15 protein-coding genes are annotated in these 17,584 nt (G+C 49.1%); 2 read left to right on the forward strand and 13 right to left on the reverse strand.

Annotated features, from left to right (window positions below; genetic code table 11):
* Positions 1-87: 87 nt before the first annotated feature.
* Both PUE40_RS06300 and arsS read left to right on the forward strand, forming a co-directional pair.
* Positions 88-1,185, forward strand: coding sequence for a GTP-binding protein (locus tag PUE40_RS06300; RefSeq protein WP_277672234.1), 1,098 nt, complete (start codon positions 88-90; stop codon positions 1,183-1,185).
* Between the two features lie 5 nt (positions 1,186-1,190).
* Positions 1,191-3,221 carry an arsenosugar biosynthesis radical SAM (seleno)protein ArsS gene (gene arsS, locus PUE40_RS06305; protein WP_277672235.1) on the forward strand — a complete coding sequence of 677 codons (2,031 nt, stop codon included), beginning with the start codon at positions 1,191-1,193 and terminating at the stop codon, positions 3,219-3,221.
* Positions 3,222-3,394: 173 nt separating this feature from the next.
* Here the strand turns inward: arsS and PUE40_RS06310 are convergent, their stop codons facing one another.
* The 13 genes from PUE40_RS06310 to alaS form a co-directional block, all read right to left on the reverse strand.
* A complete protein-coding gene (locus tag PUE40_RS06310; protein WP_277672236.1) occupies positions 3,395-5,050 on the reverse strand; it encodes a flavodoxin family protein in 1,656 nt (551 codons plus the stop codon).
* 72 nt (positions 5,051-5,122) lie between these two features.
* The gene (gene ilvN / locus PUE40_RS06315) at positions 5,123-5,692 is read right to left on the reverse strand and encodes an acetolactate synthase small subunit (RefSeq protein WP_277672237.1); all 570 of its coding nucleotides are present in this window, start codon (positions 5,690-5,692) and stop codon (positions 5,123-5,125) included.
* 14 nt (positions 5,693-5,706) lie between these two features.
* Positions 5,707-7,428 (reverse strand): biosynthetic-type acetolactate synthase large subunit, encoded by a 1,722-nt coding sequence (gene ilvB, locus PUE40_RS06320; RefSeq protein ID WP_154553603.1) that lies wholly within the window; start codon positions 7,426-7,428, stop codon positions 5,707-5,709.
* 308 nt (positions 7,429-7,736) lie between these two features.
* Positions 7,737-8,237: a DUF1097 domain-containing protein gene (locus tag PUE40_RS06325; protein WP_277672238.1), complete on the reverse strand. Its 501-nt coding sequence runs from the start codon at positions 8,235-8,237 to the stop codon at positions 7,737-7,739.
* Between the two features lie 13 nt (positions 8,238-8,250).
* Complete coding sequence (locus PUE40_RS06330) at positions 8,251-9,117, reverse strand: acetyl-CoA hydrolase (RefSeq protein WP_277672239.1); 867 nt, start codon at positions 9,115-9,117, stop codon at positions 8,251-8,253.
* 96 nt (positions 9,118-9,213) lie between these two features.
* A complete protein-coding gene (locus PUE40_RS06335) occupies positions 9,214-9,693 on the reverse strand; it encodes a hypothetical protein (RefSeq protein WP_154553606.1) in 480 nt (159 codons plus the stop codon).
* Positions 9,694-9,816: 123 nt separating this feature from the next.
* Positions 9,817-10,707 carry a LysR family transcriptional regulator gene (locus PUE40_RS06340; protein ID WP_277672240.1) on the reverse strand — a complete coding sequence of 297 codons (891 nt, stop codon included), beginning with the start codon at positions 10,705-10,707 and terminating at the stop codon, positions 9,817-9,819.
* A 74-nt stretch (positions 10,708-10,781) separates the two neighbouring features.
* The gene (locus tag PUE40_RS06345; RefSeq protein ID WP_154553608.1) at positions 10,782-11,969 is read right to left on the reverse strand and encodes a phosphoribosylaminoimidazolecarboxamide formyltransferase; all 1,188 of its coding nucleotides are present in this window, start codon (positions 11,967-11,969) and stop codon (positions 10,782-10,784) included.
* A 33-nt stretch (positions 11,970-12,002) separates the two neighbouring features.
* The gene (gene purB, locus PUE40_RS06350; RefSeq protein WP_206157263.1) at positions 12,003-13,436 is read right to left on the reverse strand and encodes an adenylosuccinate lyase; all 1,434 of its coding nucleotides are present in this window, start codon (positions 13,434-13,436) and stop codon (positions 12,003-12,005) included.
* Between the two features lies 1 nt (position 13,437).
* Complete coding sequence (locus PUE40_RS06355) at positions 13,438-14,151, reverse strand: IMP cyclohydrolase (protein ID WP_277672241.1); 714 nt, start codon at positions 14,149-14,151, stop codon at positions 13,438-13,440.
* A complete protein-coding gene (gene ruvX / locus PUE40_RS06360) occupies positions 14,141-14,578 on the reverse strand; it encodes a Holliday junction resolvase RuvX (RefSeq protein ID WP_154553610.1) in 438 nt (145 codons plus the stop codon). The genes PUE40_RS06355 and ruvX overlap by 11 nt, the downstream gene beginning before the upstream one ends.
* Entirely contained in the window at positions 14,578-14,832 is a 255-nt protein-coding gene (locus tag PUE40_RS06365) for an IreB family regulatory phosphoprotein (RefSeq protein ID WP_154553611.1), read from the reverse strand. Before PUE40_RS06365 ends, ruvX begins: the two co-directional genes overlap by 1 nt.
* Before the next feature lie 12 nt (positions 14,833-14,844).
* Complete coding sequence (alaS, locus tag PUE40_RS06370; protein WP_277672242.1) at positions 14,845-17,460, reverse strand: alanine--tRNA ligase; 2,616 nt, start codon at positions 17,458-17,460, stop codon at positions 14,845-14,847.
* Positions 17,461-17,584 lie beyond the last annotated feature (124 nt).

Below are 17,584 nucleotides of genomic sequence, written 5' to 3' on the forward strand. Positions count from 1 at the left end.
AACAAAAACAAAGGCAGTAGGGTATAATAATAAAGTACGTTACTGCTTTTTTGTACAAGAAAGAATATAGTAGAAATGGAGAATTCAATGGAAAAGAAAAGATTCATGGTAGTAAGCGGTTTCCTGGGTGCCGGAAAGACCACCACAATGGTTGCGCTGACCGAATACATCAACAGCACCGGAAAGAGTGCGGCAATCATCGCCAACGATTTGGGTGCAAACTACATCATCGATGCGGAATATTCCGGTCGTCAGAATGTGGAAGTAACTCCAATCGGCGGAAACTGCATTTGCTATATTCCGGATACACTGATTGAGCGAATTGAAAGACTGAACAAGCAGAATCCGCGGGACATCGTTATGTCGGATATCCCTGGCTGCGGTATCGGTGCGCTGGATCACGTGTACGGAAACTTGGACAAGAATCATAAAGACGAATTTACCCTGGCACCGTTCACCGTTGTAACGGACCCGGAAAGACTGCGGATGATTATGCCGGAGAAGGCAGATATCCATCTGCCGGAAGAGCTGAAATTCCTCCTGGCGGCACAGCTGAAAGAAGCGGACTGCGTTGTTCTTAACAAGATTGATCTGATGACCGACGAGGAAGTAGACCGGTACGTGAAGTTCCTGGAAGAAGCGTGTCCGGGTATCCCGGTATTTGCGATTTCCGCAAAGGAGAAGACGGGCTTGGAACCACTGGTGGATTACCTCCTAAGTGCGGAGAGCCGCGTAAATATCACCGATATTGGATACGGCGGCCCGGAATTCATTTCTGCCGAGAAGACCATGTCCTGGTTCAACCGGAACGTATTCATCACATCGAAGGATGGCAGCGAGTTTGACGGAAATCAGCTGGTAGATGATCTGATTGATGAAATTCGTGACGGCCTGATTGCCAACAAGAGAAACGTACCGCACCTGAAGACCTTCGCTGTTGGCAAGGATCAGGATTACGCGAAGTTCAGCCTGATTGGCGTGGACTACGACATCATCCACGACCAGGAGCTGCAGGAAAAAACCGATAAACTCCGGCTGGTGGTTAATGCCCGTGCCGTATGTGAATCGGATCTGCTGCTGGATATCGTGGACGATGCATTTGATGCTATCGCAGACAAATACGATGTTAAGATTAAGCTGTTCTTCAACGAATGCTTCGGCATGATGGACGAAGGTAGAAATTAATTGCTATGGACAACAGAATTCATGAACAGATAAAAGAATATTACGGAGTCATTCTGGGCAGCAGCGACGACTTGAAAACCAACGCCTGCTGCTGCAGTTCGGCACCGCCCCGTTACGTACGAGATATTCTTCCTTTAATCGATGAGGATATTCTGAATCAGTTCTACGGCTGCGGTTCTCCAATCCCCATGGGTTTGGAGGGCTGTACCGCTTTAGACTTAGGCTGCGGCACCGGACGAGACGTATTCATCCTTTCCAAGCTGGTGGGAGAAAACGGACATGTCCATGGCGTAGACATGACCGAGTCTCAGTTGGCGGTTGCCCGTAAGTATCAGAAAAAGCAAGCGGAAAAGTTCGGCTATTCCAAGGTCAACACATCCTTTCATCTGGGATACATCGAGGATTTGAAATCCATCGGGATTGAAGATGAATCTGTGGATGTGGTGACTTCCAATTGCGTCATCAACCTTTCTCCTTTCAAGGAGGAAGTGTTCCGAGAGGTCTATCGCATTCTGAAACAAGGGGGAGAAATGTACTTCTCCGACGTATTCTCCGACCGGAGAGTTCCGAAGGAAGTGCAGAACGATCCGGTGATGCGAGGCGAATGCATGGGTGGAGCCATGTATCTGGAAGACTTCCGTCGATTGATGGAAAAGTGCGGATTCCAAAAGTACTACATCGTAGAACAGACCCCGATACAACCCCACGATTTCGATGTGGCTCGTTTGGTGGGCGATACTCAGTTCTATTCCTGCACGGTCCGGGCCTTTAAATGTTCCGCTTTGGAAGACCGGGAGGAGAACTACGGAGAGAGTGCCACTTACCTGGGAACCATGCAGGAAAACAAACGCTATATGGATTTCGACGAAAAAATACGTTTCCTACGGAAACGCTCTGTAGGCATCAGCGGAAACGTGGCGGAAATTCTTCGAAAATCTCGTTTTAGCCGATATTTCCAAGTGGATGGAAACCGGGATGTTCACTACGGCTTGTACGATGAATTGGCCATGGAGGTCAATCCGGAACGATTTGTTGGGGATCAGGCTCCGGTGACGCTTTCGGATCTGAAGAAGGAACAGGAACGCTACGATGTTCCGGACATTATGAGTCAGGTGCGCGGTATCGACGAACTGGAATCGAAGGAGAAGCTGACCACCATGCAGGTGAACGTGGGGTACGGATGCAACCTTTCCTGCACCCATTGTTTCCTGGAATGCGGTCCGAAGCGCACGGAGATGATGAGTAAGGAAACCATGGATCAATGTCTAGACGCTTTCCGAAACGGTCCGTTTGAAGTGATGGATATCACCGGCGGCTCTCCGGAGATGAATCCGAATCTGGATTATTTGATTCGGGAAGCATCGAAGTCAGGTCAGGTTATGGTGCGTACCAATATCGTGATTCTCAATGATGAAAAATATGCGCCGCTAATCGATGTGTACGCAGAGAACAACGTACAGATTGTATGTTCTCTTCCGTATTATAAAAAGAAAACGGTGGAGAAACAGCGAGGAAGCGATGTTTTTGATCCGACGCTTCGGATTCTTCGGAAGCTGAACGAATTGGGCTATGGCAAGGATGAAAACCGCAAGCTTACTTTGGTGTACAATACGGATGGTCCATATCTTCCGCCGAACGAAATCATGCTGGAAGACACGTACCGGGATGTGCTCCGGGAGGAACACGGAATTGAATTTACCAATCTCATTGCGATCGGAAACGTTCCGTTGGGACGATTCGGCCGGGAACTTCGGAATCAGGGAAAACTGGGTTCCTATATCCGGATGCAGTCCGACAACTTCAACGAGGACAATATTCCGGGCGTGATGTGCCGAGACCAGATTAACGTGGACTACGATGGCTGTCTCTATGACTGCGAATATTACCACGTACTGGGATTAAAGCCGGAAGGTGCACAGCACATCTCTGAACTGGTTTCCGGTGAGATTACGCCTCGAAAGATTCATACCTGTGCGTTGTGTTACAGCTGCACGGCCGGGTACGGCAGCAGCTGCGGAGGAAATCTTTCCCATTAATAAATAACTCCGGAACAGTCCATATCTAACATGGTGTTCCGGAGTTTCGATATAATCTCCGATTCAACTATTCCCATAATTATGTTTTTAGGAATAGTTGCATTTCTTCAAGCTCATACTCCCTTCTTCTATTTATTATTTTGGATATCAATACTTCTTCTTGTATAAAGTCATCACTTTCGGTTCGTCTTTCCTCTGGCCATTCTTGCCGGATACCATTTCTGAAACCACAATGTGAACAACCCCATCAACAACGGAATCAAATTGTTTACGATGATAATTGTATTTGCAATTCCGGCGCTTCGAAACAGAAATGTCCATGCTGCTGTCAGCACATACAACAAGCCCCACGCTGCGGCAAGAATATAATTTGTCCGCATAAAAAGCGGATTTTGACGTGCACTTTCACCGCCATAATTATACTTTACATATGCGGCGCACAATGGTTCCTTTGTCAGGCAGGAAATCAGCCAGAACAAGCCAAATATCAAATAACCTGCATTTGTGGGAATATCCCCGTTTCCGGTGATATTGGCAGCAGCGGAAAGAATCGCAACGGCGAATATCGAGAGCCGGTCCCAAATCACCAATTTATGATTTCGCATCAAAAGCGGGATGGCAGCTGCCACGGTCAGTGCAATCACCGCCCCCGGTGCCGGATTAATCGAAACCGCAATCCAAAAGGTAATCCATGGAATCAGCATGGCTGCCATGGTCGGTTTTTTCTGCTCCGTCGTATCCGAACCTGTTGTCTCTGCTTTATCGACTGCAGCCCTGCTTCCGAAGAATTTATCCCAATCAATCATCAGAGAAAAATCCCCGGCCACCGTGTACATCTGTTTTCCCAATGCCTCGGCACCGCCGATTTCTCCGCGGGAAATCGCCGACCATACCGCAAAAGGCGTATTGATGCGAGTCGTCGAAGTAAGGCTGCCATCTGCAACAACCTCACTTCCCTCCTTGCCCAGCCGAATCTGATATGTATGATTCAAATCGGTAAAGTGCATCTCCAGCACCCGCTCTTTTCCGTCATACGCGTTTTTGTTATAGAGTGCGGCCATCTGCCGGGTAAAAACAAGATCCTCCGGCTCTTTTTCTCCGGTCGTCCGGTTGATGCCCCAGCTGGCATCTGCCATCTTTTCAAACACCTCTCTTGGATATAGAAGTGTGCGGAGAACGGCATCGGTTTTTGCCGATATCATTCCGGTTTCGGCGTATTCTGCACCGGCGACTTTTACTGCATCAAGATATTCCTCTGTTCTTGCGGAAAGTTCTTTTACCCGGAATAACTCTCCCTGACCGCAAAATACTGTCTCGTAATTTCCCTTGCCGAGGAAATGATCGAACATCCGCAAAACGCTGTCATAATTTCCTTCTGCCGAGTAAAAACCGCAGGTCGAGATTAGCACGTGCCGCTTGCCTTCCATATTGTAGCGTGAATCGTGGCTTCCGCTTCCGTATCCGTCTTCCCGGGAGCTCATAAAAGGAAGGCTCATGGGAAGCTGACGATCGATCAGGTTCTTTAAGATCCCCGGAACGTTGAAATAGTACAGCGGAAAAGACCAGAGGATAATATCCGCTTTCAGCTGCTTGCCGATAACGGTCTGCATATCGTCCTTTATGCAGCATATTCCGGGCGTTTTCTTCCAGCACGTAAAGCATCCTTTACACGCGTCGATATTCATGGAAGCGACATGAAGTTCTTCTATCGATATCTCTTTCCCGTTGTTCGCATATTCGCTTTTTAACCCTTCGATAAAACTGTACGCAAGCTTTAATGAATTGCTGTTTTTGCCCTTTGGGCTTCCGTTAATCAAAAGTACATTCATGCGTTTTTGTTTCCCTATCTTGTAATTGCCAAAAGAGCTCAAGTCATTGCTGACTCGAGCTCTTCTGTTGTACTATTCCGTTACATTTTTTCCGTAACTGAACTCAATATTCTCTTTCGTCTTCTCGTCGATGGTATACTTGCCGCGCTCCATCGCCAGATTGCCGGTACGTGCCAGTTCCAGGATGTTGAACGGCTCCAGCAACTCCTGCAGGGCGTTAATCTTGTTCTCCTCCCCAATCATGGCCAGCGTCAAGGTGTCGGAAGATACGTCGATTACCGTTGCTCGGAAAATATTGCCAATCTGGATGATTTCGTTTCGCGTTTCATATTCCTTCGCTTCACATTTGAACAGCACGAACTCTCGGCGGATGGTCTTCGCCGGCTCCATCATTTTTGCGGAATACACCGGCACCATCTTGTTCAGCTGCGCCAAAAGCAGGTTCGCATGATTGTCATCCGCATACACCTCGATGGTGATTCGGGTCAGATTGGGGTCCGTAGTCGGACCGGAGCAAAAGGAATCGATATTAAATCCGTTTCGGGAGAACAGCCGGCTGATAATAGAAAGCACGCCCGGACGGTTCTCTACCAGAACGGAAAAAGTGCGTCTGATTTTTTCGGTATTCTGAGTCGTATTCATTCTATTTTTACCCCCTAATTCAGCAGAAATTCTGTAATGTTGGTACCGCCGTTTACCATCGGCCGAACCATTTCATCCGTTGCAACCGCACAATCCACCAGATATCCTCTGCCCTCTTTCTGTTCCTCCAGCGCTTCGGTAATCGCTGTCTGAAGCTCTTCGATATTGGTCACACGAGCCCCCTTCATGCCATAGGCCTCCGCCAATTTGACGAAATTCGGCCCGCGGTCCAGAATCGTCTGACTGTAACGCTTATCATACATCAAATCCTGCCACTGGTGCACCATGCCTAGTACGCCGTTGTTGAAAATAAAAGTAATTACCGGCAGTTTGTAGAACTCTTCGGTGGCCAGCTCGTTGCAGTTCATCCGGAAGGAACCGTCTCCGGTGATATGAATGACCGTTTTCTCCGGATTTCCGGCTTTTGCACCCAGCGCAGCGCCCAGACCGAAGCCCATGGTGCCATATCCGCCGGAAGTCAGCAACTGTCCCGGATAGCTGAAGTGGAAGTGCTGAATCGCCCACATCTGGTGCTCGCCGACGTCGGTGGAAACCACCGTGTCCTTCGGAACCATGCTTTCGATGGTAGCCAGAATCTCCTTTGGCGTCATTACACCGTTCTCGTCCAGATCGTATTTGGTCTCGGTCGGGAACGAGAACACGTACTCCTTCCACTCGCTGTGGTCGTACTGAGGAACCTTCTCATTCAGTCTTTCCAGCACGATTTTCGCATCGCCGATGATATGGTGGTCTGTCTGAACGTTCTTGTTGATTTCGGCCCGGTCGATATCGATATGAACGATTTTTCCGTTACGGGCAAAAGAATCCGGCTTCAATGCCACCCGGTCCGAGAAGCGGCAGCCGACAGCAATCAGCAGATCGCAGCCGTCTACTCCGCGGTTGGATGCCTGAGATCCGTGCATGCCAATCATTCCTGTCGCCAGCGGATCCGCACCGTCCATGGCACCGCCGCCCATCAGTGTGATGGCCACCGGAGCATCCACCTTGCGGGCAAATTCCCGGAACTCTTCGTGAGCCCGGCTTCGTGTTACGCCGCCGCCACAGATTAGCATCGGCTTCTTGGATTCCTTAATCATATCTACCAGAATGTCGATATCCTTCTGATCCGGTTCCGGTCTCAGCAAACTGCTGGTGCTGGAACGGCGAATCAGCTTGCCCAGGGCACCGGTTCTGGAATGCTTTTCCTGGGGAATCGGCTCATAATCCACCTTCGCTGCAGTAACGTCTTTCGTAATATCGATGAGCACCGGTCCCGGCCGGCCGCTTCTGGCAATGCCGAAAGCCTCTCTCACCGTATCCGCCAGTTTGTCCACATCCCGTACGAGGTAGTTTGTCTTGGTAATCGGCATGGAAATACCGGTGATGTCCACCTCTTGGAAAGCATCCTTGCCCAGCATTTTCTGCCCTACGTTGCAGCAGATAAAAACAACCGGCGATGAGTCCATATAAGCAGTGGCGATTCCGGTGGTGAGGTTGGTTGCCCCCGGTCCGGAAGTGGCCAGACATACTCCCACCTTTCCGGTGGATCGGGCATAGCCGTCCGCCGCATGCGCCGCTCCCTGCTCGTGTGCGGTAAGGTAGTGAGTAATCTTGTCTTGGTATTTGTAGAGTTCATCGTAAATATTCAGAATTGTGCCGCCGGGATACCCGAACACGGTATCCACGCCCTGCTCCAGCAGGCATTCTACCACGACTTGTGCACCTGTCATTTCCATATGAATTGTTCCTCCTGATTGTGTATTACGGCCATCCGACGCTGTTTTCGGTCCATCAGACCGCCTTTAAATTAATAAATATTATACCATAAAATCGTGTTCATATTACAAAAAAATATATAAAAACAGTTGTTATAACCCAAAATAAATTGCGCTAAGGAAATGAATTCAAGTTAGCGATAATTGTTTACGGTAAAGTGCAAAACGCTTCTCATACGAAAAACTGCAGCTCATCCTCGCGAATGGCTGCAGTCTTCGGTTTTTCATGTATTAAGGAGTGAATGATAAACTAATATCGTCGACTATCGTTATTTTTGCGCATCCGTTCCGCAGATAACACGCTGAATCTTATCCATCAGGGCACCCACGTAGTATACGCCCACCAGCATAGAAATTCCTACCTGCAGTCCAAGACTCCACAATGAAGTCGAGGTGTCTAAATTAAAGGTAAGCATGGCGATGGCCCAACCGGCCAGCCAGGAAGGCATAAAGAAAACCTTCGGCAGCCACTGGGAAATGAGCACCACCAGGAAACCCAGCACGAACAACGTCATAAACAGAGTCAGGTCCCCATTTAGGGTGGTATGAGCCATTATCAGAGAGCTGATGATTCCCCAAAGGTCTCCCGCCAGGTAACCTGCTGCGATTTTGAAGGCATCCTTAAAACTATTTCCGTTCGTGCCGTAGATTCCGGCCGCTATCAGCGCGATGGGACCTACTTTTACCCCGAAATAAGGAGAAGCCACGGCCCAGGCCGGCGGCAGAATTGCCACCAACAGGGCCAGTGTTAATATTTCTTTTTTCTTCATACGACTCCTCGGACTATCTCATCGTGATGTAGCCGTGGTACTGAGTCATATTGTCGGAACGAGCGATGTCGGACAGGAAGATTCCGGAGATTCCATAGGACTTCTTCAGATATGGGAAATCCTCGGTCTCCGCCCAATCCGGTTTTGCCACCTTCTGAGCCGCTTCCTTTGTGGCCTTCTGCCAAGCGCTTGGACTTGGGAACCACATTTCTACGACGCGGTCGAATTCGCAGTCATTGACGGACTTGATGATTTTGCTGGAGAGGCAGCGTGTCACTTCGTCCTGAGCGGTGTACGCCGGGATGAATTCTTCCTTTAGCCATTTATCCCCTTCTTCCATGGAGACACCATCCGGATAGCGAACCATGAACTGCCATCTGTAGTTCGGACCGTCTTCCACGGTTCTGCCTTCCCCCTTGAAGTCCTCTTCCCACCATACCGGGATAAAGGCAAATATGAACGGAACGGTGCCCAGGTTTTCATTTCCCTTAGTAGCTCTTGCATCGTCTCCTTCGAAGTTCATTTCGTCTGCGGAGCTGTTACCATCTGCCGGGTCCGGGAGGTTGTTCTGCCATACCAGTACATCCGGCGGAAAATACTCGGTCAATGCCTTGTGGTGTACGAATTCGTGAATATCGTTCGGATTTGCCAGCCAGTAATGCTCCGTCATCTGCATTCTTACCGTACCGAAACGCTCGCCGCCTTCCGGAACCGGCAGAGCTTGATAGAACGCATACTTGGATACGTAAGGTCCGAACTGAGAAATGCTGTCCGGAATATGGTATCTGTAGAGCCAGTTTTCCAGGTGAATTCTGTAATCTTCCTTTGCCAAATCTACATAGATCAGGCTGCGTACCGGATAAAAATCAGGTCTTTTCATTTTAAATATCCTCTCTTTCATATACAATACAGGATGCACACCTCGGGCACATCCTGTAATCAGCGTATCATATTTTTATGATATTCTAAAGCTGCACTAGAAGCTGGTCGGGATTTCCGGCATCGGTTCACCCACGATTGCACGGGACATTTTGTCGGCCGGTCCATTCCACAGCATTGCGATAATCAGCGTCGGAACATAACATGGAACGAATCCTCCCAGAACGGAAACGATATACATCTGGAAGGTGCCGCCTCCGAATACCAGCACGCCCACCGCGGTCATAATCAGGTCCAGAATTACTACGAATACCGCTGCAACGACGAGGTTCAGCAGTAAACCGAACTTGAACGTTCCCGGTTTCGAATGCTTGATGGCGAAATCAAATCCCCACTTCGGTGCCGGGAGAAAGTTCACAAAGAAAGTAATGACATAGGCGAGGATTGCCATACGGATGAACATCGGTGCGGCGAGATTTCCTGCCAACACGAGAGAAATCAGCGTAATGAGGATGCTCAGCGGCAAATCCATAATCAGCGCATACACAGCGGTTAGTTTTTTGCTCTTATGTACCATTTTTTCGTCCTCCAATATTTTGTATGGTTGTTAAAAACAAAACGTATTATTATGGTTATATTTTACCCACAATAATACGTTTTGTATAATGCTTATTTTTTCATGTAATGAATAACCGATTGTTTATGAATGACGAGATCTTACCACATCTTCCAGCAGCTCTGTGAGGAACAATGTTTGCTCATTCACGCCTTCTTTCATTCGGGTCACACATATCTCATCAACAGCCTCCAATTCAATGTATCGGAGGGTTGGAGAGTGGATGCACCACACCCAATCGTCCACAATGGCCACGCCCATGTTGTTACGAACGCAAGTAATCACAGATTCGCTGTTGTGAACGAATTCAATTTCCGGAGTGAATCCGTAAGGTTCGCAATAGGTCGCAAGCAACCGGGTAATCATCTTTCCCACAATCTCCCAAGGGGCAAAAAACTTCTCGTGGCGAAAATCCGATGGATTCACGTCCGGAGCTCCGGCATGCTCATTAGCCGGAGAATAAATCAGAAGCTTTCGAGTTGTCGCCACCGTATTTTGATACAATTCATTAAAATCCGTCAGCGAATTCTTCATTGTAAGAGCAACCTGTATATTGTCGGTAAGAAGAAGTGTTGTTAATTCTTTTACACCGCAGCAATCAATGGCCAATCTCGTATTGGGATACTTGTCGTGGAACCGTCGCAGCACCTCCGGCAGGATTTCGGCCAAATCCCATCCTTCCATGAAGCCCACATGTATAACTTCCGGGTCCTGTTGCTGCAGCGCCGCGGCCTTGTACATGGTATCCCGAAGTTCCTTTTTATATTCCCGGAAGAATTCGTAATACAGTTCGCCTGCTTTCGTAAGGGTCGTCTTCTTGTTGTTTCGAATGAACAGTTTTACGCCCAGCTCTTTCTCCATCAGGGAAATCTGTTTGGAGATGGCCGGTTGAGACACGAAAAGTTCTTCGGATGTTTTCGTGAAGCTGAGATTGGTTGCCACTGCCATAAAATAGTCAATCTGTAAATCGTTCATCAGCGATTCTCCTCTTCTCCCTAAGAAAAAAGCAGCTGCAAAAGAGCTGCTTTTTTAGTTCATTTTCTTCGATATTAATGGTGGAACAGACGGAATCCGTTATAGCACATAACCATTCCGTATTTGTTGCATGCCTCCAGAACCAGGTCGTCTCTGGTGGATCCTCCCGGCTGTACAATATATTTGGCACCGCTGGCCTTCGCCCGGTCGATGTTATCCGCAAACGGGAAGAACGCATCCGACGCCAAAGTCACACCGTCCACCTTGTCCAGGAGCTGGCGCTTCTCTTCCAGCGTAAACGGTTCCGGTTTGGTCTCGAAGAGTTCCGTCCAGTCGATGTCTACGTTTGCTTCCGGCGTATCCTCCATTGCGATGTATCGATCGATAAAATTATCTTTGTTCGGACGGCGAGTTCCGGCTTTCCACGGGAGGTTCAGAACCTTATCCGTGAGGCGCAACTGCCAGTTATCCGCTTTGCTTCCGGCAAGTCTGGTGCAGTGCACTCTGGACTGCTGTCCCGCACCGATGCCGATGGTCTGACCGTCGTAAGCGAAGGCAACGGAATTGGACTGAGTATACTTCAGTGCAATCAATGCAATCAGCATATCTTCCTTCGCCTCATCCGGCAGCTCCTTGTTCTCGGTCACGATGTTCTCGAGACAAGACGGCTCAATCTTTAAGTCGTTATGCTTCTGTGTAAAGGTCACGCCGAATACCTGCTTCTCTTCCATTTCCGGTGCTTCGTAAGCCGGATCGATTTGCAGAATCAGGTAGTTGCCCTTCTTCTTCTGCTTCAGAATCTCCAGCGCTTCTTCCGTATATCCCGGAGCGATAACGCCGTCAGACACCTCTCTCTTGATGAGCCGCGCACAGGTTGCGTCGCAGACATCGCTGAGGGAGATAAAATCGCCGAAAGAGCTCATGCGATCCGTGCCTCTGGCACGAGCATACGCAGTGGCGATTTCGGAATCATCCAGTCCTTCGATGTCATCCACGAAGCACGCCTTCTTCAGACGATCGCTCATCTTCCGGCCGATGGCGGCGGAAGTTGGGCTGACATGCTTAAAGGATGTAGCGGCCGCTTTGCCAGTCGCTTCGTGAATTTCTTTTACCAGTTGCCAGCCATTCAAAGCGTCCAGCAGATTGATGTATCCCGGTCTTCCATTGAGAACCTCAAAAGGAAGTTCGCTGTCATCCTTCATGGATACGAAAGCCGGCTTCTGATTCGGATTGCATCCGTATTTCAATTCGATTTGTTTCATCGCTTGTGTTCCTCCATCCGTGTTATATGATTCCTACAGGTTGATTTCCGTGCTGATGTTTTCATGCGGATGTCTGCGAACGATTGGATCGATTACATCCTGGACGAACTCGGTTACCTGGGAAGGGCATCTTCCCACGTACAGGGAAGGATTCAGGCTGGCACGAATTTCCTCTTCGGAAAGGTCGAAGTCCGGATCGTTGGCAATCAGCTCGATGAGGTTGTTGCTGAGTCCGTCTCTCTTTACGCGAAGTGTCGCTTCGTGAGAGTGAACACGAATTCTCTCGTGGAGTTCCTGACGGTTTCCACCCTTCTTTACGGCTTCCATCATAATGTTCTCAGTTGCGATAAACGGCAGCTTCTCCATCACTCTGGATTCAATAACCTTCGGATATACCACCATGTCGCTGCTGATGTTGATGAACAGGTTCAGAATACCGTCCACTGCCAGGAACGCTTCCGGTACGGAAATTCTCTTGTTGGCAGAATCGTCCAGCGTTCTTTCGAACCACTGAGTCGCAGCGGTGATTGCCGGGTTCAGGGAATCGATCATGACATAACGCGCCAGAGAAGTGATTCTCTCCGAACGCATCGGGTTTCTCTTGTACGGCATTGCCGAAGAACCAATCTGATGCTCTTCGAACGGTTCCTCCATTTCACCAAAGGACTGAAGAATTCTCATATCGTTGGAGAACTTGGATGCAGTCTGAGCGATGCCGGAAAGTGTGGAAAGCACGTTGTAATCCACCTTTCTGGAGTAGGTCTGACCGGAAACCGGAACGCATCCGGCAAATCCGAAATCTTCCGCAATTAGCTGATCCAGTTTCTTTACTTTCTCCTCATCATTCTCGAAGAGATCCATAAAGCTTGCCTGAGTACCGGTGGTTCCCTTGGAACCCAGCATCCGCAGATCTTCCAGACGACGCTCCAGCTCGACGATATCCATTGCCAGTTCGTACATCCACAGGGTCGCTCTCTTGCCCACGGTGGTCAGCTGTGCCGGCTGCAGGTGGGTATATCCCAGGCATGGCAAATCTTTGTACTCGATGGCAAAACGAGTAAGGTTCAGTTCCACCTGAATGGCTTTCTCCAGAATCAGCTTCAGCGCATCTCTCATGAGAAGAATATCGGTGTTGTCGCCAACGTAGCAGGATGTTGCACCCAGATGGATAATCGGCTCTGCCTTCGGGCAGCGCTTGCCATATGCATAAACGTGGCTCATAACATCGTGACGAACTTCTTTTTCTCTGGCTTCCGCCACCTCAAAGTCGACGATATCCTTATTTTCCACCATCTCATCAATCTGTTCCTGGGTGATGTTCAGTCCCAGCTCTTTCTCTGCCTTTGCCAGGGCAATCCACAGTTCGTGCCATGTGGTGAATTTCTTCTGCTCGGAGAAAATGTACTTCATTTCTTTGCTGGCATATCTTGAAGAAAGCGGCGATTTATATTCCATCTTATTATCCATGCTAGTCTCCCATTCTCTTGTTCAGAATACGAACGTCCTTTTCGTTGGTGTCCATATCAATCATCATTGTGCAAAGCGAAATCTTGTTGTCCTCGTTGAGGCTCTTCCAGATGGTTTCGGTGAATACATCCAAATCCTCCGGAATCTCCACTTTCCAAGGTTCTCCCTCGAATGTCGGCAGCGGAGTGGCATTCCCCTCATAGGTGTGGATGAAACGAGCGGTTCCGTCCACCGGCGCATATTCATAGAAATAACGGCCGCATTCCTTGCCGATACCGTCGATATTCTTCAGGATGCTCATCTTGAACGTGCCATCCGTCATATCCACGATTCCGCTGATTCTAGGGGTAAAATGAGGTTCGTCCGGCTCAAACTCCCGAGTACGCAGAGCGGATTCGAAAGTACCTCCCTGATTCAGATGTTCTTCTACGGTATCCGTCTGATCTCCATTGGTAACAATCAGCTGATTTCCAACGGTCTTTACCGGATAATAGATGATTAAGGTCGGGTCCTCCAGCTTTGCCGGATCGTACGGTGCAATTGCCACCTTGTCCCCTTCCTGATAGAAGTAACGGTTTCGGCTGTTTTCACTTCTTCCCATGATAAAATAGGCAACAGCAATCCGACGGCCGCTTGTGCCGATCATAATGCCTCTGCCCCAGTAATCATTGGAAGAGAGAAAACTCAGATCATGATTTTTGACTTTACTTTCCATTTTTCACCCTGTCCATATAACTCTGTAAAATAATAATAGCAGCTTGCTTATCAACAACTTCTTTACGGGATTTCCGCTTCATATTCGCTTCCATCAGCACCCGTTCGGCAATAACGGTGGTAAAACGTTCATCCTGCCATTCCACCTTGACGTCAGCCATTCCGGAGCTGCGCATCTTGTTCTCCAGCATGGTTCGGAATTCACGTACCTTCTCGGTCTGTACGCTGTCGGAGCCATCCAGATTAATCGGAAGACCCATTACCACGGTATCACAATCGTATTCCCGAACATAATCCATCACCTTGCCGGCATCCTTTCGAATGCCGACACGGTCTATGGTAGTTACGCCCTGGGCGGTGATATCTAATTCGTCGCTTACGGCAACGCCGATGGTCTTATCCCCTACATCCAGTCCTAGTTTTCGCATTACTTCTTCTCAACTCCCAGATAGCTGGTGAGAATCTCTTCCAGAAGATCGTCTCGATCTACCTTGAGGATGAGATGTCTGGCATTGTTGTGGCTGGTGATGTAGGAAGGGTCTCCGGATGTGAGATACCCCACCATCTGGTCGATGGCATTGTAATTCCTTTCCTGCAGCGCATTGTAGATGGTTTCCAGAATCTCACGGTTGGTCATCTGTTGTTCGTTGATTCCCTCGAAAACTACTGTATCTTTACTCATAGCAATACCTCCTTACTGAACCGCAATGAGTTCTTCCGCTTTTGCAAAAGCATCTTCCAATTTTGAAGCATCTTTCGCACCGGCCTGTGCCATTCCGGCCTTGCCGCCGCCACCGCCGCCGGCAACTTTCGCCACTTCCTTAATGATTTTTCCGGCGTGATATCCCTTGGATACCAAGTCTTCGCTGACCGATGCAATCAGAATAATCTTTCCGTCGTTCACTGCGGCGAATACCATTACAACGTTATCGGTGTGCTCCTTAATCGCGTCGGACATCTCTCGGAGCTGGTCCGCATCGGTGTCGTCAAAACGCTTCGTAATCAATTTGACGCCGTTCACATCCTTTGCCGAAGCAATGATGGCATCCACGGAGCCGGCAATCTGATCTGCTTTCAAGGCTTTCAGCTCTTTTTCCAGATCCCGGTTGTCCTGAAGCAGCTGTTCCGCTCTCTTTGGAAGATCCTTTTCGCCGGTCTTCAATACCGTCGCAGCTTCTTCCAGAATTGCTGCCTTTGCATCCAGATACTGAATCACCTGGGATCCGGTGACGGCTTCCACCCGTCGAACGCCGGAAGCCACGCCATACTCTGCGGTAATCTTGAATGCGCCAATCTTTCCGGTGTTATCCAAATGGGTACCACCGCAGAATTCTACGCTGTAATCTCCCATGCTGACTACCCGAACGATGTCGCCGTATTTTTCACCGAACAGGGCCATTGCGCCCATCTTTTTCGCTTCTTCAATCGGCATTTCCTGCATCTGAATCGGCAGGAATTCGTCGATGTGTGCATTGACAATATCTTCTACCTTTCGGATTTCTTCTCCCGTCATTGCCTCGAAGTGGTTAAAGTCAAATCGCAGGTAATTTTCATCCACATAGGATCCGGCCTGCATGACGTGGTCGCCCAATACATCCCGAAGCGCCTGTTGCAGCAGGTGGGTAGCGCTGTGCCCTCTGGAGATGCGATTCCGCTTTACGGAGTCGATTTTCAAGGTCACCCGGTCGCCTTCGGATACTGCATCCATTTTTTTGCTGTCATCGGCGTCCACAACGTGGAGGAAGATGCCGTTTTCTTTTACCACATCCACGATGTGATACTTCGCTTCACCTGCCGTTACGATTCCCGTGTCGTGGAGCTGGCCGCCGCTGGTTGCATAGAACGGTGTGCGGTTGAAAATCAGGAATTTGCGCTCCCGGTCATAGGAACCGCAGAACTGAACCTCTGCCTCTGCTTCGGTCTCGGTATAACCCAGAAATTCCGTTGCCGGAAGATGGGAGTACGCACCCGCATCCTTCCACGCTTCATCCGAGGTATCTCTCTGACCGGCTCTGGCGGTTTCCTTCTGGTTTGCCATGCTCTGGCGGAAGCCTTCCATATCCGGGGTCTTTCCGTTCTCTGCCAGGATTTCTTCAGTGAGCTCAATCGGGAATCCATAAGTATCGTACAACTTGAATGCCAATTCTCCGGCCAGAACCTTCTCGCCCTTGGCATCCATATCGCTCATATAATCGTTGAGAATGGAGAGCCCGTTCGCCAGAGTTTTGGAGAACTGGGACTCTTCGTTCCGGATGATTTTCTTGATGTATTCCTGCTTCTCCACCAGTTCCGGATAAGCGCCACCGGACACCTCAATCACCTTATCGGCCAGCTCTGCCAGGAAGTCATCCTGATTGATTCCGAGAATCATTCCGTTTCTTGCCGCACGGCGGATCAGTCTCCGAAGCACATAACCGCGGCCCTCGTTGCTCGGCAGGATACCATCGGAAATCATGAATACCATGGATCTCAGGTGGTCGGTAACGATTCGCAGACTGATGTCATTCTGTTCGCTGCCCTGCTCGTACTTCACTCCGGCCTTCTCAGCGACCGCATTCAGAATGTGGCGGATGGTGTCGATATCGAAGATGGAGTCCACACCCTGCATGATGCAGGCCATACGTTCCAGCCCCATTCCGGTATCAATGTTCTTATGTGCCAGGTCTGAATAGCTCCCGTCTTCCTCCTTGGAAAACTGGGAGAATACGTGGTTCCAGAATTCAATATAACGGTCACAGTCGCAGCCCGGTTTGCAATCCGGTTTGCCGCAGCCGTACTTCTCGCCTCTGTCAAAGAAGATTTCGGAGCAAGGACCGCACGGACCCAGACCGATTTCCCAGAAGTTGTCGTCTTTGCCCAGGCGGACAATGTGATCTTCCGGCATGCCCAATTTAACCCAGATGTCGTGGGCTTCGTCATCGTCCTGATATACAGTTGCCCATACTCGATCCTTCGGCATCTTGAGCCACTCCGTAATGAATTCCCATCCCCAGGTGAGACTCTGCTCTTTAAAGTAATCTCCGAAGCTGAAGTTGCCCAGCATTTCGAAGAACGTACCGTGTCTTGCCGTCTTTCCGACATTGTCAATGTCTCCGGTACGGATGCATTTCTGACAGGTAGTCATGCGCTTCGAAGGCGGGGTTTCCACTCCGGCAAAATACGGTTTCAGCGGTGCCATTCCCGAGTTGATAATCAGAAGACTCTTGTCATTCTGAGGAATCAAAGAAGCACTCTTTCCGGCGTAATGACCCTTGCTGACAAAGAAATCTCTGAATAAATCTCGTATTTCATTCAGACCTAAATTTTCCATTGAATCTCTCCTATATATAAATATTCATTTCATTATATAATATTCACAAAAGACTTTCAAGAAATCCCGCCCATATTTTAAAAGGTTTCCGCGGTTTCTCCTACTTTTGCTGTATCATTGTTTT

This window comes from Mogibacterium kristiansenii, from assembly GCF_029224645.1.
GTDB classification, from domain to species: Bacteria; Bacillota; Clostridia; order Peptostreptococcales; family Anaerovoracaceae; genus Mogibacterium_A; species Mogibacterium_A kristiansenii.